The 15,920-nt window shown below is 30.8% G+C and carries 19 protein-coding genes; 4 read left to right on the top strand and 15 right to left on the bottom strand.

The features are described from left to right. Positions 1-141: 141 nt before the first annotated feature. Positions 142-2,049, bottom strand: a complete 1,908-nt coding sequence (locus tag FN795_RS05200; protein WP_142449676.1) for a S9 family peptidase — start codon at positions 2,047-2,049, stop codon at positions 142-144. Positions 2,050-2,564: 515 nt separating this feature from the next. Between FN795_RS05200 and FN795_RS05195 the strand changes: the two genes are divergently transcribed. Both FN795_RS05195 and FN795_RS05190 read left to right on the top strand, forming a co-directional pair. Then, positions 2,565-2,939 carry a GreA/GreB family elongation factor gene (locus FN795_RS05195; RefSeq protein ID WP_142449675.1) on the top strand — a complete coding sequence of 125 codons (375 nt, stop codon included), beginning with the start codon at positions 2,565-2,567 and terminating at the stop codon, positions 2,937-2,939. 132 nt (positions 2,940-3,071) lie between these two features. Beyond that, positions 3,072-3,857: a DUF5995 family protein gene (locus FN795_RS05190; RefSeq protein ID WP_244289943.1), complete on the top strand. Its 786-nt coding sequence runs from the start codon at positions 3,072-3,074 to the stop codon at positions 3,855-3,857. 65 nt (positions 3,858-3,922) lie between these two features. Here the strand turns inward: FN795_RS05190 and FN795_RS05185 are convergent, their stop codons facing one another. From FN795_RS05185 to FN795_RS05175, 3 genes are all read right to left on the bottom strand, one after another. Continuing rightward, positions 3,923-4,417: an SRPBCC family protein gene (locus FN795_RS05185; RefSeq protein WP_142449673.1), complete on the bottom strand. Its 495-nt coding sequence runs from the start codon at positions 4,415-4,417 to the stop codon at positions 3,923-3,925. Between the two features lie 28 nt (positions 4,418-4,445). Next, a complete protein-coding gene (locus tag FN795_RS05180) occupies positions 4,446-5,915 on the bottom strand; it encodes a hypothetical protein (RefSeq protein WP_142449672.1) in 1,470 nt (489 codons plus the stop codon). A gap of 63 nt (positions 5,916-5,978) precedes the next feature. Further along, a complete protein-coding gene (locus FN795_RS05175; protein WP_142449671.1) occupies positions 5,979-6,335 on the bottom strand; it encodes a lysozyme inhibitor LprI family protein in 357 nt (118 codons plus the stop codon). Between the two features lie 206 nt (positions 6,336-6,541). Here FN795_RS05175 and FN795_RS05170 point away from each other — a divergent pair, with 206 nt between their 5' ends. Continuing rightward, positions 6,542-7,600, top strand: coding sequence for a tetratricopeptide repeat protein (locus tag FN795_RS05170; protein ID WP_142449670.1), 1,059 nt, complete (start codon positions 6,542-6,544; stop codon positions 7,598-7,600). 90 nt (positions 7,601-7,690) lie between these two features. Here the strand turns inward: FN795_RS05170 and FN795_RS05165 are convergent, their stop codons facing one another. From FN795_RS05165 to FN795_RS05125, 9 genes are all read right to left on the bottom strand, one after another. Next, on the bottom strand, positions 7,691-8,347 hold the full coding sequence (locus FN795_RS05165) for a hypothetical protein (RefSeq protein ID WP_142449669.1): 657 nt from the start codon (positions 8,345-8,347) through the stop codon (positions 7,691-7,693). Positions 8,348-8,403: 56 nt separating this feature from the next. Then, the gene (locus FN795_RS05160) at positions 8,404-8,604 is read right to left on the bottom strand and encodes a YqaE/Pmp3 family membrane protein (protein ID WP_035649009.1); all 201 of its coding nucleotides are present in this window, start codon (positions 8,602-8,604) and stop codon (positions 8,404-8,406) included. Between the two features lie 201 nt (positions 8,605-8,805). Beyond that, positions 8,806-9,621, bottom strand: coding sequence for a DoxX family membrane protein (locus FN795_RS05155; RefSeq protein ID WP_142449668.1), 816 nt, complete (start codon positions 9,619-9,621; stop codon positions 8,806-8,808). Positions 9,622-9,785: 164 nt separating this feature from the next. Next, the gene (locus FN795_RS05150) at positions 9,786-10,169 is read right to left on the bottom strand and encodes a hypothetical protein (RefSeq protein WP_142449667.1); all 384 of its coding nucleotides are present in this window, start codon (positions 10,167-10,169) and stop codon (positions 9,786-9,788) included. Between the two features lie 135 nt (positions 10,170-10,304). Continuing rightward, complete coding sequence (locus FN795_RS05145) at positions 10,305-10,835, bottom strand: hypothetical protein (RefSeq protein ID WP_142449666.1); 531 nt, start codon at positions 10,833-10,835, stop codon at positions 10,305-10,307. A gap of 57 nt (positions 10,836-10,892) precedes the next feature. Next, positions 10,893-11,570, bottom strand: a complete 678-nt coding sequence (locus FN795_RS05140) for a hypothetical protein (protein ID WP_142449665.1) — start codon at positions 11,568-11,570, stop codon at positions 10,893-10,895. A gap of 45 nt (positions 11,571-11,615) precedes the next feature. Continuing rightward, complete coding sequence (locus tag FN795_RS05135; RefSeq protein WP_142449664.1) at positions 11,616-12,161, bottom strand: hypothetical protein; 546 nt, start codon at positions 12,159-12,161, stop codon at positions 11,616-11,618. A gap of 63 nt (positions 12,162-12,224) precedes the next feature. Then, positions 12,225-12,833 carry a hypothetical protein gene (locus FN795_RS05130; protein WP_142449663.1) on the bottom strand — a complete coding sequence of 203 codons (609 nt, stop codon included), beginning with the start codon at positions 12,831-12,833 and terminating at the stop codon, positions 12,225-12,227. 119 nt (positions 12,834-12,952) lie between these two features. Beyond that, positions 12,953-13,189: a helix-turn-helix domain-containing protein gene (locus FN795_RS05125; protein WP_142449662.1), complete on the bottom strand. Its 237-nt coding sequence runs from the start codon at positions 13,187-13,189 to the stop codon at positions 12,953-12,955. Between the two features lie 117 nt (positions 13,190-13,306). Between FN795_RS05125 and FN795_RS05120 the strand changes: the two genes are divergently transcribed. After that, positions 13,307-13,630 carry a hypothetical protein gene (locus FN795_RS05120; protein ID WP_142449661.1) on the top strand — a complete coding sequence of 108 codons (324 nt, stop codon included), beginning with the start codon at positions 13,307-13,309 and terminating at the stop codon, positions 13,628-13,630. A gap of 353 nt (positions 13,631-13,983) precedes the next feature. Here FN795_RS05120 and FN795_RS05115 read toward each other — a convergent pair whose 3' ends face one another. Together FN795_RS05115 and FN795_RS05110 are read right to left on the bottom strand one after the other, a co-directional pair. Next, complete coding sequence (locus FN795_RS05115; protein ID WP_142449660.1) at positions 13,984-14,670, bottom strand: hypothetical protein; 687 nt, start codon at positions 14,668-14,670, stop codon at positions 13,984-13,986. Between the two features lie 198 nt (positions 14,671-14,868). Beyond that, entirely contained in the window at positions 14,869-15,858 is a 990-nt protein-coding gene (locus tag FN795_RS05110) for a GTP pyrophosphokinase (RefSeq protein WP_142449659.1), read from the bottom strand. Positions 15,859-15,920 lie beyond the last annotated feature (62 nt).

The raw sequence follows: 15,920 nt of genomic DNA, 5'->3' as shown, positions 1-15,920 counted from the left end.
GTGACAGTTTTTCTATTATTTCGAAGAAGGACACTATCACATCTATGGTTTTAAGTATTTGAATGAGTTTTTATGAAATAAAAAAAGCCACAGAAAAATATTTCTCTGCAGCTTTTTATACTTTTCAAAACTAAGTATACTTTATTTCTTTTGCTTCAAATGTTTGTCTAAGAATTTTTCCATAGCGCCATAAAAATCAAAACGATTATTTTGGTTTCTGAAACCGTGTCCTTCATCATTTTTGACCATATATTCTACAACAACACCGCGTTTTTTTAATGCTTCGACCATTTGATCGCTTTCGGCTTTATTCACTCTCGGATCGTTTGCTCCTTGGGCAATGAATAATGGCGTTTTTATTTTGTCAGCATGCAAAGCAGGAGATGCAGAGGCAAGTAATAAACTATCTTTTTTTGGATCGCCAACCATTTCGTGAAACTGATCCAAATAAGGTGTCCAATAAGGCGGAATCGTATGCATGAATGTAAACAAATTGCTGACACCAACATAGTCCACTGCTGCGGCATATAAATCAGGAGTAAAGGTGATTCCGGCAAGTGTTGCGTAACCGCCATAGCTTCCGCCGTAAATGGCAATTCGGTTTTCATCAGCGATGCCTTCTTTTTTTAGCCATTCAACACCATCAGTAATATCGTCTTGCATTGTTTTTCCCCATTGTTTGAAACTGGCTTCCCAAAATTTCTTTCCGTAACCTGTGCTTCCTCTGTAATTCATTTGTAAAACTGCATAACCGCGATTGGCCAAAAACTGAACCTCCGGATTGAAATACCAACCGTCTCTAGCCCAAGGTCCGCCATGCGGATTGATGATCACCGGCAGATTTTTTGGCTCAATTCCCAACGGAAGCGTCAAGTAACCGTGAATTTCTAAACCATCTCTTGATTTATAAGTAACAGGTTTAATGTGGCTCATTTGATTTTCTTTAATCCAAGGATAAGGATCAGCAACTTCTTTTACATTTGAAGTTTTGAAATCATATAGATAAAATTTCCCTGGAGTTCGGTCGTTGCCAGCCCAAACGATAGCTTTTGTTCTGGCATCATCGTAGCTTACAATTTCAGTTTCGTAGCCTTCAATCTGTTTTTTTAGATTGTTCTGGATTGCTTCCCAATCTTTATCAAAAAAATGTTTTTCCTGTTTTTCGGCTTCCCAGTCAACAGAAGTCAAAGCTTGTTTTTTTCGATCGTAGTTAATGGCGTCTAAATCATATTTGCTGTCTGAAAAAAGTTCTTTTACATTTTTTTTGGCAACAGGATCGTATTCAACCAAAGCCACTTTATCTTTTCCGATATTGCTCAACGCATAAATGTTTTTATTGTTTTTATCAAAAGATGCTGGCGTAAAAACATCTTTGAAAGTTGTTGTAATCAAAGGTGTAAAAGGTTCTTTATCGGAGTTTCTGTAATTCCACGTAATGTTGACACCATCTGTTTTTGAAGCTAGACGAATAATTCCGTTATTATCTGTAACCCAGCCGTCAAAGTTTTCTTTGTTGTTGTAAAGCAACGTCAAAGTTCCGGTTTCAACATTTAAAATATAAGGATCAAAGTATTCTTTTACCCTTTTATTAATCTGTACAATCAGTTCTTTTTCTTTTCCTGGAATATCAATCAAAGCATCTGTAATATCGCTTCTGATGCCTGGAAAAGGCGTTAAAGCTTTTAAGTCAGTTCCATCAGCTTTTACCGAAAAAAGCTGAAAATTTTCGTCTCCGCCCACGTCCTGCGCATAAACAATTCGGTCACCTTTCCAGAAATAATTGAAAATGCTTCGTAAAGTATCGTTTGTTACACGAACAGCTTTAGTGTCGTTTACTTTTTGAACAAAAATGTTGGTTTTTCCTTTGTAATCGGCACGATAGCTAAAATAATTTCCGTCTGGCGAAATTCGGAAAGAGCTTTTTTCTCCATTTTTGAAGAAAGTTTTTACGTCTATTAATGGGGCAGGTGTTTCTTTTGGCTCCTGTTTGCAGGAATTTAAAACCAATAGTAAAACAACTAAAACAGATAAAATGGATTTTTTAATCATATTTTGCTTTTTTGAGGTTTTGGAATTATAAGCTATTCTTGAAAATGCAACATTGTATAATGTTGAAAATGTGGTTTGTATATTTTCAAAAGTAAGAAAAAGTTTCTAACTTTGAAGATGAAGAAGAAAATATTTTGCAAAAGCTGAATAAAGTTAACTCTATACAAATTGTTACTTACTTGCCTCTTTTTTGTAAGAAAAAAAGCGTATATTGCAGAAAGATTAGAATTCAAAATAAATGGTCACTGCAAATTTTTATTTAGTAAATAGCTGTTTAATGTGCTTGATGTGCACATTATTGTATTTGCATGACGATACCTTTTTAAGAAGCTCAAAAGAGTTTATTCCTTTTGCCCTGTCAAAACTCTAGACAGGGATCCTCCCATTTATATTGCTCATTTATTAACCTTCAATTTTCATTCGGGATGAGATATCACTGAATTAGATTGAGCAGCAAAATATTCAGTGAAGAGTTGTGTATCATTATTTGAAAAATTGAAGCAAACACGAAAATTATGACACAAAATATTATTTTAACAACAGGAACATACGATTTAATTAAAGATCACGTACGAAGAAAAAAGGTAACACCACGAGAAGAAGAATTATTATTGAGCGAATTAAAACATGCTACTCAGGTATTGAGAAAAAACCTGCCTGAAGATATTGTTTCAATAGATCGAAAAGTTACCTACAAAGATCATATTAATAACGTAGAAAAAACAATCCTTTTAGTTGGTCCTGAAAAAGTAAAAGTTAGCAAAAATAAAATTTCGGTACTCTCTGATGAAGGTATTGCAATGGTTGGCTACAAAGAGGGCGATATTATTGAATGGCCAGCTAAAAAAGGAAATTTAAAATTAGAGATTTTAAAAGTCGAAGAAGTGTAATCTATTTTTTCCATATAGAAACATCCCGTAGAAGATTTTCTTGCGGGATGTTTTTTAATTTTAACTTCATCAGATGATAAAAATAATTAAATTCGTTCTTCTCAATTTAACCGCAACCAATTCTGAATGAGTATGAAACAAGCCAATACTATAGATGAAGTAATTTTTTTATTAGATGAAATAATAGAAAAATCAAAAATAGATCAAAGCAATTTAGGTCTATTTGCTATTCTATATCGCGAAGTTACAGTAAGAATAAAAGAAGGTATTTTGGCTGGTTCATTTCAAAATGGCGAGCGAATGGAAAAATTGGATGTTATTTTCGCGAATCGGTATTTGAAAGCGTATTATCAGTACCAAGCCAAAGAAAAACCATCTGAATGCTGGGCATTTGCTTTTGAACAGGCCGAAAAATTTTGGCCTATAGTTTTGCAGCATTTATTGCTCGGAATCAACGCTCATATTAACCTCGATTTAGGAATTGCTTCGGCAGAAGTCAGTACAGTTGAAGACATCGAAGATTTAAAAGCTGATTTTGATAAAATAAACTTCATTCTCAGCAATTTGGTTGGTAGTGTCGAAAAATGTTTGATCAAAATTTGGCCAACACTTACGTGGATATTAAAATTTACAGGTAAAGTAGATAATTTCTTTATTGATTTCAGCATGGAAACCGCGAGAAATGGGGCATGGAAATTTGCCACCGAATTTGTAGCAGTTCCTGAAAATGAAAAAGAAGCTTGCATAAAATTAAGAGACAAAAGAATAACAGAAATCGCCCGATTGGTTTCTAATCCTGGGTATTTTGCTAGCGCCGTTTTTAAATTCATTCGTTTATTTGAAAGAGGAACTGTTGCTCAAAAAATAATCGATATGAAGATTATGGAAGAAAAAAATATGGAATGCGTTGTGGCGTGATTTTGAAACACAAATTATTTCATATAAAATCTCTGTTTCAGCATTGTAAAAAGTATATCCCATTTTTAATTATTAATCATAGGATCCAAATTCTCGTCCCTATTTCGTAAATCCAATCCGCCTTCGTAAACTGATTTAAGATTGGTCAGATAAAAATGCCAGCCGTTAGAACAGCCCAGTCTAATGAATTTTTTCGAATTATCATCTGTCGGAATATTGTGCTGACGAAGTTCGACAATTGTATAACCATTGGTTTCGCTCAATTTTATATCGACAAGACAATTTCCTTCAAATGTAAATTGCAAATAATCTTCTCCATTAGCAGACGTAATTTTTCCATTCATTCCATCTTTATATAAATGCCAAAGCCATTCATAAGTACTGCCTTCTGAAACATTTTCGTCTTTGCTGATAGCTCCCTGATTCGCATCAAAAAAAGAAACTTTTTCGAGAAACCATTTTTCTAATTCACTAGCTATTGTCCAGGCGTTATAAATGTCGCTGATTTTAGCTTTAATTGCTATTTTCTTTGTAAAGGATGTCCAGTCGAAGTTTTCCATGATTACATTTTTAGATTTTTTCTTGAGCTTATTCGGCAATTTTTACATTTAGTTTTAGCTCTTTTATTGTTGCTTTTTGATTTCTGCTTATAAGAGTAATTCCATCAGAAAGCAAATCAGGATTTATAGCTTTCATTTCATTTGTATAGACGTTTTCTATAATTCGTTCATCAAGAACGGCATATTCTGCGCCATTTTTTTTAATTAACTTCATTCCTGTAATACCACCAGTATAAAATATTGATTTTCCATCTGTAAGGTAGTTGGAGTTTTCAATTTGTCTTAAATTTTTCAAATCCAATTTTGAAGCTTCTACAGGACGATCATCAAAATAGAGTACATTTTTGTATTGAAGAAATTGATTCTTAAAGATTTTCAGGTATTTTTCATCAAAATCCCCATTGGTCTTGGTTTCAGAATGATAAAATAACATTTTGCCTGTTTTTATTTTCTTTTTATTTGACAAAATATAATTCTCGTTATTAATTACCACGGCTAATTCTATCGAATTAAAAGAGCGCCCCTTATTAAAAACAATCGAATTGTTTTCGTTCGCAAAAGGCAACGATTGTGGATATATTTTTTGCAGATTACTTCCAGAAAATAGTGACGGAAATAAAAATCCATAAGTACCTTTTTCATTTCGGTTGTCGTCATAACCGTAATTTGAATTGCTATATACATTTTTTCCATCCGTAATTAAGGATTGCCTATCCCAGAAATAAACTTCAATTAGTTTTTTAGGATTAAGATCCAGCTTCTTTATTTCATCGTCATCTATTGCAAAAACCTGATTTCCAAAAGTTAAATAGTGTTTTGAAATGAAAGGCACAACGTTTTTTGCATCAATTATCTTTTCAGATTTCTCAATATAATCTCTTTGATTGCTTTGTACGTTTTTTTTATAATGTGCACCAAAAAAGTACAAACCGTTCTTATCCGAATAATAATTTCCGGCTAAATGTTTAATCGAATTTTCATCGACATTTATTTTTACAGGATTAAGTTTGTATTTTTCTGCATCCAGAAAAAAAAGTGCTCCATCTTTTGATTTATAAACAAAATCATTTATTGGTTTGTAGTCTGCAATATGAATTTGTGTTGAGTTTGTACGATCAGAAACGTAATAAATATAATTGTCGTCTCTGCAGATAGTCATGAATTCGTTGCTGGAAATCAGTTTTAGTTTATCTAAGTTAAACGGAAAAGGAAAATATTCTTTAAATAAAATGCTGTTTCCAAGTATCAATAAAGTAGTTTTTTCGTAATCGATTTTTGGGTCTTTACTATACCTATGACCGTCCCAAGTTTCGCCGCCAATCATTTCATAGGTTCTTATTTCCTTCAATTTTGGAACAAGCATATGATAGCCAATAATGAAATGCTTTATTGTATCTTCAGGATTGTTTTTTACAATGTCATCTTGTTTTTCATGTCCCTTGCAAGAGGTGAAAAAGAGTAAAAAAGCAAGAAATGGAGCGAGTTTGTTTGGGTTCATTGGTTAGTTCGTGTAGTTTCTGAGATTAGATTTTAGCTGTTTTCTATGATAAAATTGATTTTATTATCTGTTGCGATCGGCTAAGTTTCTTTTTAAATCTTTTATTCGATCTTCCGTAGATTCGGTGAGACATGTGTAATAAATTAAGGGCTGAATACTTCCGCCATCATATTGCTGTTTTTCAAAATCACATTTTGAATCTCTAAATTTAATCCAGTTTTTCTGGGCTGTAATCAATAAACTTTTTTCTTTTTCATCTAATTTTTTCACGAGATTTTTATAAACCTGATTGAGTTTATCATCTGCTTTTTTAAAATTATTCATAGCCGTCTCATTCATTTCAAGCTGTGTTTGTGCAAACAAATTAGTGCTAAAGCTGAATAGAAATAATGTTGCGGAATATAGAAGGAAGTTTTTCATTCAATTTGAATTTTACTGTTTTTTGGAATTATCGAAAGGCGTTCTCTATGTAAATATAAAAAAGCTGTAGGATTATTTATAGCTTTTGTTTTGATAATTTGTATTGTGTCAAACTTAGAACCAAATATTTATACAATTACGCTTTTCCGTAAAAATAGGAAACACAGGATGCTTATATTTGATTTAACCAAAAACAATCTAATCTTATGAAAAACAGCCTAATTCTATTTACTGTACTATGTTTTATTGTAACAATCCAAGCTCAAAAAAGAGAATTTAAATGTCAGGACATTTATAAAGCAGCCAAATTAATAGACGAAGGAAAATACGATGAAAGTATTGCAATCTTAAAAGAATGCGAAAAAACAGATCCTAAAGATTATGCTTATCCGTACGAAATTGCATTGGCGTATACACATAAAGAAGAATATCAAAAAGCGATTGATCAATTAGAAAAAATCAAAAATTATGCTGGAATCGAAGCCGATTTTTATCAGTTGCTAGGAAACAATTACGATTATGTCAAAAATCCTAAAAAAGCCATTGCAACTTATGAGGAAGGATTAGTAAAATTTCCAAATGCCGGAAGATTGTATCTTGAAAAAGGCGTTGTTTATGAATCGCAAGATAACTATGTGGAAGCTGTTTTGAGTTACCAAAAAGGAATGGAAGTGGATCCGATGTATCCTTCAAACTATTACAGAGCGACTTTATTATATTTAAACTCACGTAACAAACTTGCAGGTTTAATGTATGGTGAAATTTTCGTGAATTTGGAAAGAACAACCAAACGAACTCAAAAAATAAGCGAATTACTCTACAACACGTATAAAAACAGTATTCAATTTAAAGACAACGAAATGAAAATTGATTTATGCGACATTTTAATTGATGGAAGCGGCGATGTTAAAAATTTGAAACTTCCGTTTTGTGCTATTTATGGAAAAAATCTTTCGTTGAGTGTACTCGGACAGAAAGAAATAACTTTAAAATCGCTTTCAGAAATCAGAACGGCATTTATTAAAAACTATTTTAAAGATGATTTCAAACAATACCCAAATGTGGTTTTAGAATATCAAAAAACCTTATTCGACGCAGGTTTGCTTGATACGTACAACGAATATCTTTTTCAGATGGGCGCGCAGGATGAATTTAGTGAATGGCACACAGCTAACAAAGACAAAATGGATCAATTTGTAGCTTGGTATACAGCACCTGAAAATGCTTTGAAAATTACTAAAGAGAATCTTTACTTATCGAACTAAAAAGAAATATTTGATATTGAGCAGTCCCGAAAACTTTTGGGACTGACTTTTTGTTTTTAGAAGGAACTTTTTCCTTTGTTGCGGAGTTTATTATAAACCAAGTTTTTTTTCGATATCAATATCTGGAAAATTGAGTTGAACGTACTTTACAAAGTCAGAATTAGTGCCTTTGCCGTTTAACGACGAAATTCTTGTGGGGCATGCATTTGTTATTAATTCCAAAATTCCTTCGTTGGTTGCAAGCTTAGAAATCCAGGGAACAATTTTGTCATCAATAAATTTTACGATAGCGTCAAACTTTTCTTTGTCAATTCCATAAATGTTGCAGTAGTGGTTTTCAATTATATTTGATTCATTACTGTATTCATCAATGCGTTCCAATTCATCTCCAAATATTTGCTTTACCAGTATTTGTTTTGGGTTGTCAGTATATTTATGATAAAAAAGCCCCGTATGTCCAAATAGAATTCCGTTTATGTTACTTGTTTTAGCCAACTGTTTAGAATAAAAACTGGGTAATATTTCAAATGAAACCGATTTGCCTGGCGTATTGCTCTTGGTTGACCAAAATGCAATTTCCAGTTTTATGTCGTCTTTTTCAAGTGTTATTTTTTTTTGAGACCGAGAATATTTAAAGCCTTTTGCCTGGTAATATTTGCCAAGTTCATCACACACCGCTTGAAATATCTCTTTGCATGGTGTACGTTTTGAATATTCTAATAATGTCTGATTATCGGTCCAATCCATATTAATTGCTTTTTATAATAGGTTTCAAAAAAATTATCGGTTATTACATATTTGTTTTAAGATCTGGATTTCATCGCTTTAATTAATTTTTCATTGCGTTTATCAGCTCTTGAATTTTGCAAAGAAATAACAGCCCAAATCGCTGCAGGAATCCAGCCAATTAAAGTGATTTGCAAGATCAGACAAATAATAGAAGTTAATATTCTTCCTCTCAAAAAGAAAGAAGCAAATGGAAAGAAAATTGCAATAAGTGTCATATATTTTGATTTGTTTCTTGTAAATATAAAAAAAAGCCACATTATCTTTTTGTAGCTTTTGTATTTGATGATTTGTATTATGTATTAAGAATTGCAAATCCGCATTGCTATTTCCAGTTTAAAACAAAATCAAGCAAATTCTCTACAATTATTTTGAGCCAGTTTTTCTCTTTCTTCATAAAACATGTGTGTTATTTTTAACTAAAGCTTTCTTTTGCAATCATTTGTTAATGCGATTACTAATGCAATACCACAGAAAAGCAAGCATATAAGCGCACGAATAATTTCGTTTCCGCCACTGGCTGATGGGTTTGCAATGGCATCAGGAATATGAAAGAATAGAAAAAACAGTAAAAGCATAAAGGCTAAAAGAAGGCCAATTGGTTTTATTAGTATTTTGAAAATAATGGATATTCCAGCAATGACAAGCGCAGCGCCAAAAAAATAAGTCCAAAACATTGGCGCTGGTAACCATTTTGGTACGAGTGTAGCGATAAACCCAGCAAAAAAGAAATGACTCAATCCAAATACAATCATTAAAATGGAATAAAAAACGCGTCCACACGGAATAAGTTTTTCTAATAATGAGGTAAAATTCTTTTTATTTCCGGCAGAAATGTTTTCTGTAAATGAGCCAGCCATTACAAATGCTCCACCACTATAAGTTAAGGCTTCGAGAAGATTTATCCAAACCTGAAAATCTGGAGTTTTATCTGCGCTAAGCATTATCACATACGGTAAATGAGAAGCGATAACCGAAGCAAGAAAACCAAAACCCAAATAAAGACATACTTTTTTGGTGTCAATAAATTTGATTTTAAATACTCCTGAAATGATAATTCCGGCAACTATCAAAACGATTCCAACAAGAATAGGGAAGATGCTATTTTGATGCGCCCAAGCGGGAAATGGAGCTAAAATTTCTGAACGAAAATCTTTGATAATAAGTTGATGAATCCCTAAAGCAATAACGCCGATACCAAAAAAGATACGACCAATTTTAATAAGTTCTTTCATTAGTGGTTTTGTTAGAAAAAAAAATTAATGATTTTGGTGACTATCAAATATATAAATTAATTTTTAAGATGTTGATTTAGTGTTTGTTTTGTTTTTTATTTCGTTTAAATTGAGTGCACGAAGGGCAGTGTTTTATTAGAATCTGCGCTAGCGGATGTTTTTTATTATTGCGGAAATCTTTTTAAGTCTTGTAAAGTTTTCCAATTAACACATGAAATATTTTGTGCTTTCTGTATTAAGTTTTCAATGCCAATATTTAAGATCCATCTTTCGATTTTTTCGTCAAGTTCAAAAAAATCTAAATTTGAAGATTCTTTTTCGTCTGATTTGTTTCGAATTCCGATTGCGGGATAATTTTGCCCCAAAAAGTTTGAAAATGAAATTAAAAAAACGTCTATTTTATCACCTTCAATTTCTAAAATAGTATGAATTTCAGTTCGAATATATTCTAAACACAAAACAATTAAATCATAGTCCCAATTTAGTTTATCATAGATGTCAGGCTCAATCGGAGTAAAACCTTTGTTGGAATTGTAATTGAGTTCCATATTATTGATTTTTGTTGTGCAAATACCCCGGTTGGTGCTGGTATAACAGTTTATCCACTTAGTTTTGTTATTTCGACGCAAGGAGAAATCTTCGCAAGTAGCTCTGCAAAGATTATATAATCACATTGTTAAATTTTAAATCCTACGAGGACTATAAACACTTTGATAAATTCCATTTTCTAAAGGATGATCTCTTTCTTTTCTTTCCATTCCAATTTTGTATAAATCTTTATCAAAACAACTTACTATGGCATTTAAAAGTGCCTGACCTGCAGCACCACGTCCCCAAGTATCTGCAGGGGCATATCCAGCAAAATTAATTTCAAATACTAAATTTATTTTTTCCCCTTTTATGGAAGAAAACCAATTTGTTATGAATTCAGCGTATTTTATAAGTTCTTCTTTCCCATATTCATAATAGTCCAATGGAAATTGATTTGTATCGACTTTCCAATCTAAATAGGAGTAATAGGAGTAGTGATTTTCTATCTTATCTTTTTCAGGATAATGGCTAAGATGATATACTTTTAATTCAATAAAAGAATATTTATCATGCTTTCTGCAAAAGCCTATTCCATCCAGAGTTTCGAAATTCCAATCTCTTAGGTTATCGATAATTTTGGATAAGGATTCGTTTCCGTAAATTGAATTATTTAGGTACTCCATTTTTAATACTTTAAATCACTTCTTGCAATCCGCTACCGGGTTTTGCATCTTTTATTTTTATTCCTCTATTTGATCATCTATTTCAAATGATTGTCTTTCATTTTCTGATTCTTTAGATTTTACAAAAACTAAATTATCTTTCTTGAAAACAAATGTATCTTCTTCTTTATAGCTCCAAGATTGTTCAGTGCGCATATTTACGCCATTTGCTGCAAAGGATATTTTAATAGTATCGCCTTTAGTTGTAACATCTATGTAATCAAATGTTGACTGAACACTTGCTGTATAGGGAACTGCAGAGCAATCTTTTAAACGTTCTAACGCTTTTTTGTCATTTTTAAACCACTTTCTTAAAAAACCTAAATGCTCATCTGAACATTGATGACCGAGATTAAGCGCTGTATTAATTTTACAACTTAAATTATCATATTTTACATTTGGTGCTCCATCCCAATCGCACTCACTTCCAATAAAGCTGGCAACAAATCCAAGTGCCGCTTTTTCAGGTTCAGAAATGTTTTTTGAATATTCCTGATTTATAAAAATTGAATTGACCGTGTCCTGTAGTTCCTTGTCATATTCATCTTCTCTCCATAAAAATTTTACAGATTTGTCTGTTAATTTTAATTGAGTTTCGGCTTTTAAAGTTGCAACTCCTTTATTTAAATTTTCGGATTCATTTTTCTTTGCACAAGAAATTAGAAAAATCAAAAGGGTTAAGCTTAAATATTTCATTTGGGGCGTGTTTTTATAAGTTACTCTTGGTTTAGCAGATTATTTTTATGTTTTCTTTTTTAAAATTAGCAGAATAATAAAAAGCGGAATGATAGAAAAATAAAAATATATATGCGAAACAGCATTAGTTTTGGCTCTTTCAAATTCTCTTTCGTTTCCTAAAAAAACTTCATCATTAATTGTATTTCGCCACACTTTAATGGGTTTTATATTTTCGTTTACAATATTAGTGTCATGAAAGAAGTTAAGATTCATTCCTGTAAATCGTAATTCTTTTTTCTTTGTAGAATGTAATAGATTGCCTCTAATTACTGTAATATCTCTAGAAGTAGATTTTCCCTGACTAGAAGATGTTTCTATGTCAATAAAAACAGTATCGATCACAAACAACTCTTTTTTGAGGTATTTTTCAGGATTGTTAAAAGCTTTATGATTATCAAAAGCTTTTTCAAAAGTTCCTAAAATATCCTTGTCTTTAATGCCATGCACAAGCATTGAAACACAAACAATAAGCGAAAATATGAAATGAACTAATAATATAATTTTGACATATTTATATTTTTTGAAAAAAGGATGGTTTTTTAGGTTCATTTAATTGCTAATTTTATAATATCAATATGAAATACTCTATGCAACGTACTCTAAAAAGCCTATTTATCTTTTGAGAAGTCTAATTTCACTTCTTGATTTTAACCTTCTTAACAGGGCGAATATACCAATAGACAATAGAATTATATATCCTGTTATAATTTTGATTGAGCCTAAATTTGCAATTGCAAGCACAATTCCTGTAATTCCTGGATTTCCGCCGCCAACGAGTTCATATCGTACGCCACTTTCAATTTGTAAGGCTAAATATAATGACCAGATAAAAATAACCGAAATGGATAATAATGCAAAAAACTGTGCTTTTGCATAGCTTATAGAATCGGGCGTTTCGGCACTATATTTAAAATGTGGATTGTTGAGTTTTATAAATTCAAAAACTTCATTTTTAATGTTTTCATTATCGATATAAATTATTTCTTCAGAATCCCTTCCGAAGAATATTTTGATATAGTTTTTTTCGTCCTGATTTTCAATTTGCTTGATGTAAGCGTACGGAATACTAAATAAATCTTTTAAAAATGTAAAGTCATGAGTTTCTGAATTGATGCGATTCAGTTCATTTTCTTGTAGATTTCCTTTGTAAATAATATTGTCTTTTATTACGATTACCTTATCGTTGGATTTTAAGTTTTTTAATTTCCAAATCTTATGCATTTCAGAGGTTTTAGTTATTTGGTTTTTTTGAGGTTGGTGGTAATTTTTTCAAACATAACCTCTTTAAAATCAATTTCCTTACGGGAAACCGTAAAAAATAATCTGAAACTAACGAAATATTACAAATCCTTAATTAATTCGCTTGGATGAATTTTTAAGGCTTGCGCAATTTTAAATAAAGTGCTTACTTTCATTTCTTGCGAGCCTTTTATATATTTTCTTAGACTTTCAACATCCATTTCTGCATCATGAGCAACCTCTCGTCGCTTGAATTTCTTTTCTTCAATTATATCTTTAATCTTGATTCCTAGTTCTTTTACAACTTCTGGAATTTCACTTTTTCTTTCTCTTTTCATAGAAATGAAATTACAAGTAATCGATTGTTTTTAAGTGAATGTAAGAAAGGGGTTGTATGTGACTGATTTTTTATATATTTGTTTAAAATTGTAAAATAAATCTTATATAAAATAGAGATGCAAAATAAAGTAAGAGCCGAAGAATTATTAGAAATTATAAATAAAGGAAAATATTTCACTACGCTAAAACCAGTGGCAAAAGAAGTCAACTCGTATACAATACCGCTAAAAGTATCTTCGTATAACGAATTAAATTTAATGGTTTCAGATTTGCTAAAAGCAAGTATTATTTTGCTTAATCCTGACGCTCAAAGTTTGTCTAGTTTTACAAAAGGTAATAATGTCAATGTAATGACTTTGCTTGAAATTGCCTTGCAGTTATTGCCAGAAGAAGAAATGGAATTGTTAGATGATGTGCGTAAACTTTATTACAAGGAATAATCTCTACTTATTATTTTTAATTAAAATGACAATTAGAAAAAATCATATTGATTTTAAAAATGCAGATAAATTAGTTGAAATCGAAGCCAAAAGAAAAAAGCTACTTTGGGAACGAAAAAGCAAAAAACTATTAATAATCTTAATAGTTTTTCTTCTAATCATTATACTTTTAATGGAATAATCCTATGCTGTGCGAAATCGAGAGACTTCGCACCCGTTGCTATATTCCGTCTGGAATAGTTTTATTTTTCTTTGTGGATAATTGGAGTGGGTACGAAGTAGGGAGACTTCGCACAGCGATTGTCGCATTTTATAAAAGAATATTTCGTAGAGCTGGGGCTGGGTTATTGGAATTAATCGATTTTAAATTTATAAAGTTGTTCATATTTTGTGACTTGTGAATTAAAATTGTTTTTTTTTATAATTAATTTACTTTCAATTTCCGGCAATTTTTCTTCGATTTCAGTTATTAAAGCCCAATTTAATTTTTGCCTTAATTTATTTATAACTAGTGGATCGATAAAAAAGGTTTGAAGGCCGAAAGCAAATACTAGCAAAATAAAATGTTTTATTCCGAAACTATTTTCCGCGAAAGATTGAAAAATATCTATTAAGAAATTAAATATGAAGGTTAGTAGCAAAATGAAAATAATATTAATAACTATATTTTTTATTTTGTAGTAAAAAACACTTCGATTAAGATGCCAAAGTTGTTTCTTTAAATTTTTGATATCTGCATATAAAGGTTTCAAAATAGCCACAGTTTCATCAACATTATCAATTAAATTTTGACTCTCTACCATTTTTTTGTTTAAGTTCTTTCCAGTATTTTGTTTAAACTCTTCATTTTTTTGTGCTAACATATTAGTTGTTGCTTCAACAATTTGCTCAATATATTTTTTGCAATCTTTAGTATTGCGGTTAAGATTTTTAAAGGAATTTTTAATTGATTTTGTTCGAGCTAAATAATAATTAAGCAATTCCTTATTATCAATTAAATGTTTGTTCTTAAAAATGAATTCTTTTTGGCTTTCTAACATATAAATTTTGTGGTTGACTTCTTGTGTTATTATTTATTTTTTAGAAAAATAATTGTTTAATTAAAATATAACGAAGCGGGCTTCGTACAGCAATCATTGAAATTTATAAGAATACTTCGCAGAGCATGAGGGACTTCGCACAGCATTATCGAATTTTATAAAAGAACACTTCGGAGAGCTGGGGGTTAGTTAGGAAATTTATAATTTATCGATTTTTTTTATCCATTTTTCTACTACATTTTTCCACGTTAACATTGTATCATCATATTTCCGTCTTTTTAAAACGTGTGTGGCAAATGCAATCAATTCTGTAGGCATTTCAATTATATTGCTGGCGTAGCCACTTTCTTTTAAATCCTGAGAAATTTCGTTAAAATAAGGATTAAATTTATCAATAATTTGTTCTAATTCTTTAAAGTTTATTTTATGCTTTTTTAATTGCTCAAATGAATTATCAAGTCGTTGAGGCTCAATTTTGGGAATATCAGGAAAATGGAAATTTAAAAAAGCTAATAAACTATCTAGATTAAAATCTTGATTAATATCAAATTTGTTTTCAATTTTTGCATTGGCAACAATTGTTTTCCTATAATCAGAAATTCCATTTCTTAATTCTTCAAATTGTTCATCAGCTTCTTCAAATTTTGCACTAAGACGAAATAACTTTCTCTGAAAATTAACAGGAACCTGATCATCATTTTTATAATTTAATTTATGTTCTACTTCTGCCCAAGCATGCATAAGAATTGTCCTTATTTGAATTTCTACTTTTAAGTCTTCAAGACCTCTATAGTTGGGTGTAGCAGTCCAGTTATTTTTAATCTTTACAATTTTGTGTACTGATCTATATGCAAATTCTTTTAGGCCTAATGAATTTGATTTGTCTTCTGATTCTAAAACATGGAATTCTCGGTCAATTATATTTTCAATTTTAATAATATCAGACGCATAATAGCATATAATCCTTAATCCACAAATATCTTCAATTTCATCAAAAGGATTCTTGTAGTGTTTTCTCTTAATTTTTTCATCAAAGGAATTAAATTCTTTAACTCTGTGATAAATATTAAGAAATGGAATTTTTTCTTCTTCAAGAAAAGATAATACTGCTTCTTCTAAATTTTTTCCAAGCCGGGAATAGTTTCCACATACGCTTACAAATTTTTCCTTTATCTCAGATATTTCCATGTTCCATTGTTTTTATATCTTAAATATTAGTTTAAGATTAAAATTATTATAGCCCAAATATA

Origin of the sequence: Flavobacterium resistens (assembly GCF_900182645.1) — a bacterium.
GTDB classification, from domain to species: domain Bacteria; phylum Bacteroidota; class Bacteroidia; order Flavobacteriales; family Flavobacteriaceae; genus Flavobacterium; species Flavobacterium resistens.
This window is presented reverse-complemented; position numbering and strand designations above follow the sequence as displayed.

Coding starts and splice junctions, on each gene's coding strand:
- FN795_RS05200 (WP_142449676.1), bottom strand. CDS start 2,049: ATGATTAAAAAATCCATTTTATCTGTTTTAGTTGTTTTACTATTGGTT.
- FN795_RS05195 (WP_142449675.1), top strand. CDS start 2,565: ATGACACAAAATATTATTTTAACAACAGGAACATACGATTTAATTAAA.
- FN795_RS05190 (WP_244289943.1), top strand. CDS start 3,072: ATGAAACAAGCCAATACTATAGATGAAGTAATTTTTTTATTAGATGAA.
- FN795_RS05185 (WP_142449673.1), bottom strand. CDS start 4,417: ATGGAAAACTTCGACTGGACATCCTTTACAAAGAAAATAGCAATTAAA.
- FN795_RS05180 (WP_142449672.1), bottom strand. CDS start 5,915: ATGAACCCAAACAAACTCGCTCCATTTCTTGCTTTTTTACTCTTTTTC.
- FN795_RS05175 (WP_142449671.1), bottom strand. CDS start 6,335: ATGAAAAACTTCCTTCTATATTCCGCAACATTATTTCTATTCAGCTTT.
- FN795_RS05170 (WP_142449670.1), top strand. CDS start 6,542: ATGAAAAACAGCCTAATTCTATTTACTGTACTATGTTTTATTGTAACA.
- FN795_RS05165 (WP_142449669.1), bottom strand. CDS start 8,347: ATGGATTGGACCGATAATCAGACATTATTAGAATATTCAAAACGTACA.
- FN795_RS05160 (WP_035649009.1), bottom strand. CDS start 8,604: ATGACACTTATTGCAATTTTCTTTCCATTTGCTTCTTTCTTTTTGAGA.
- FN795_RS05155 (WP_142449668.1), bottom strand. CDS start 9,621: ATGAAAGAACTTATTAAAATTGGTCGTATCTTTTTTGGTATCGGCGTT.
- FN795_RS05150 (WP_142449667.1), bottom strand. CDS start 10,169: ATGGAACTCAATTACAATTCCAACAAAGGTTTTACTCCGATTGAGCCT.
- FN795_RS05145 (WP_142449666.1), bottom strand. CDS start 10,835: ATGGAGTACCTAAATAATTCAATTTACGGAAACGAATCCTTATCCAAA.
- FN795_RS05140 (WP_142449665.1), bottom strand. CDS start 11,570: ATGAAATATTTAAGCTTAACCCTTTTGATTTTTCTAATTTCTTGTGCA.
- FN795_RS05135 (WP_142449664.1), bottom strand. CDS start 12,161: ATGAACCTAAAAAACCATCCTTTTTTCAAAAAATATAAATATGTCAAA.
- FN795_RS05130 (WP_142449663.1), bottom strand. CDS start 12,833: ATGCATAAGATTTGGAAATTAAAAAACTTAAAATCCAACGATAAGGTA.
- FN795_RS05125 (WP_142449662.1), bottom strand. CDS start 13,189: ATGAAAAGAGAAAGAAAAAGTGAAATTCCAGAAGTTGTAAAAGAACTA.
- FN795_RS05120 (WP_142449661.1), top strand. CDS start 13,307: ATGCAAAATAAAGTAAGAGCCGAAGAATTATTAGAAATTATAAATAAA.
- FN795_RS05115 (WP_142449660.1), bottom strand. CDS start 14,670: ATGTTAGAAAGCCAAAAAGAATTCATTTTTAAGAACAAACATTTAATT.
- FN795_RS05110 (WP_142449659.1), bottom strand. CDS start 15,858: ATGGAAATATCTGAGATAAAGGAAAAATTTGTAAGCGTATGTGGAAAC.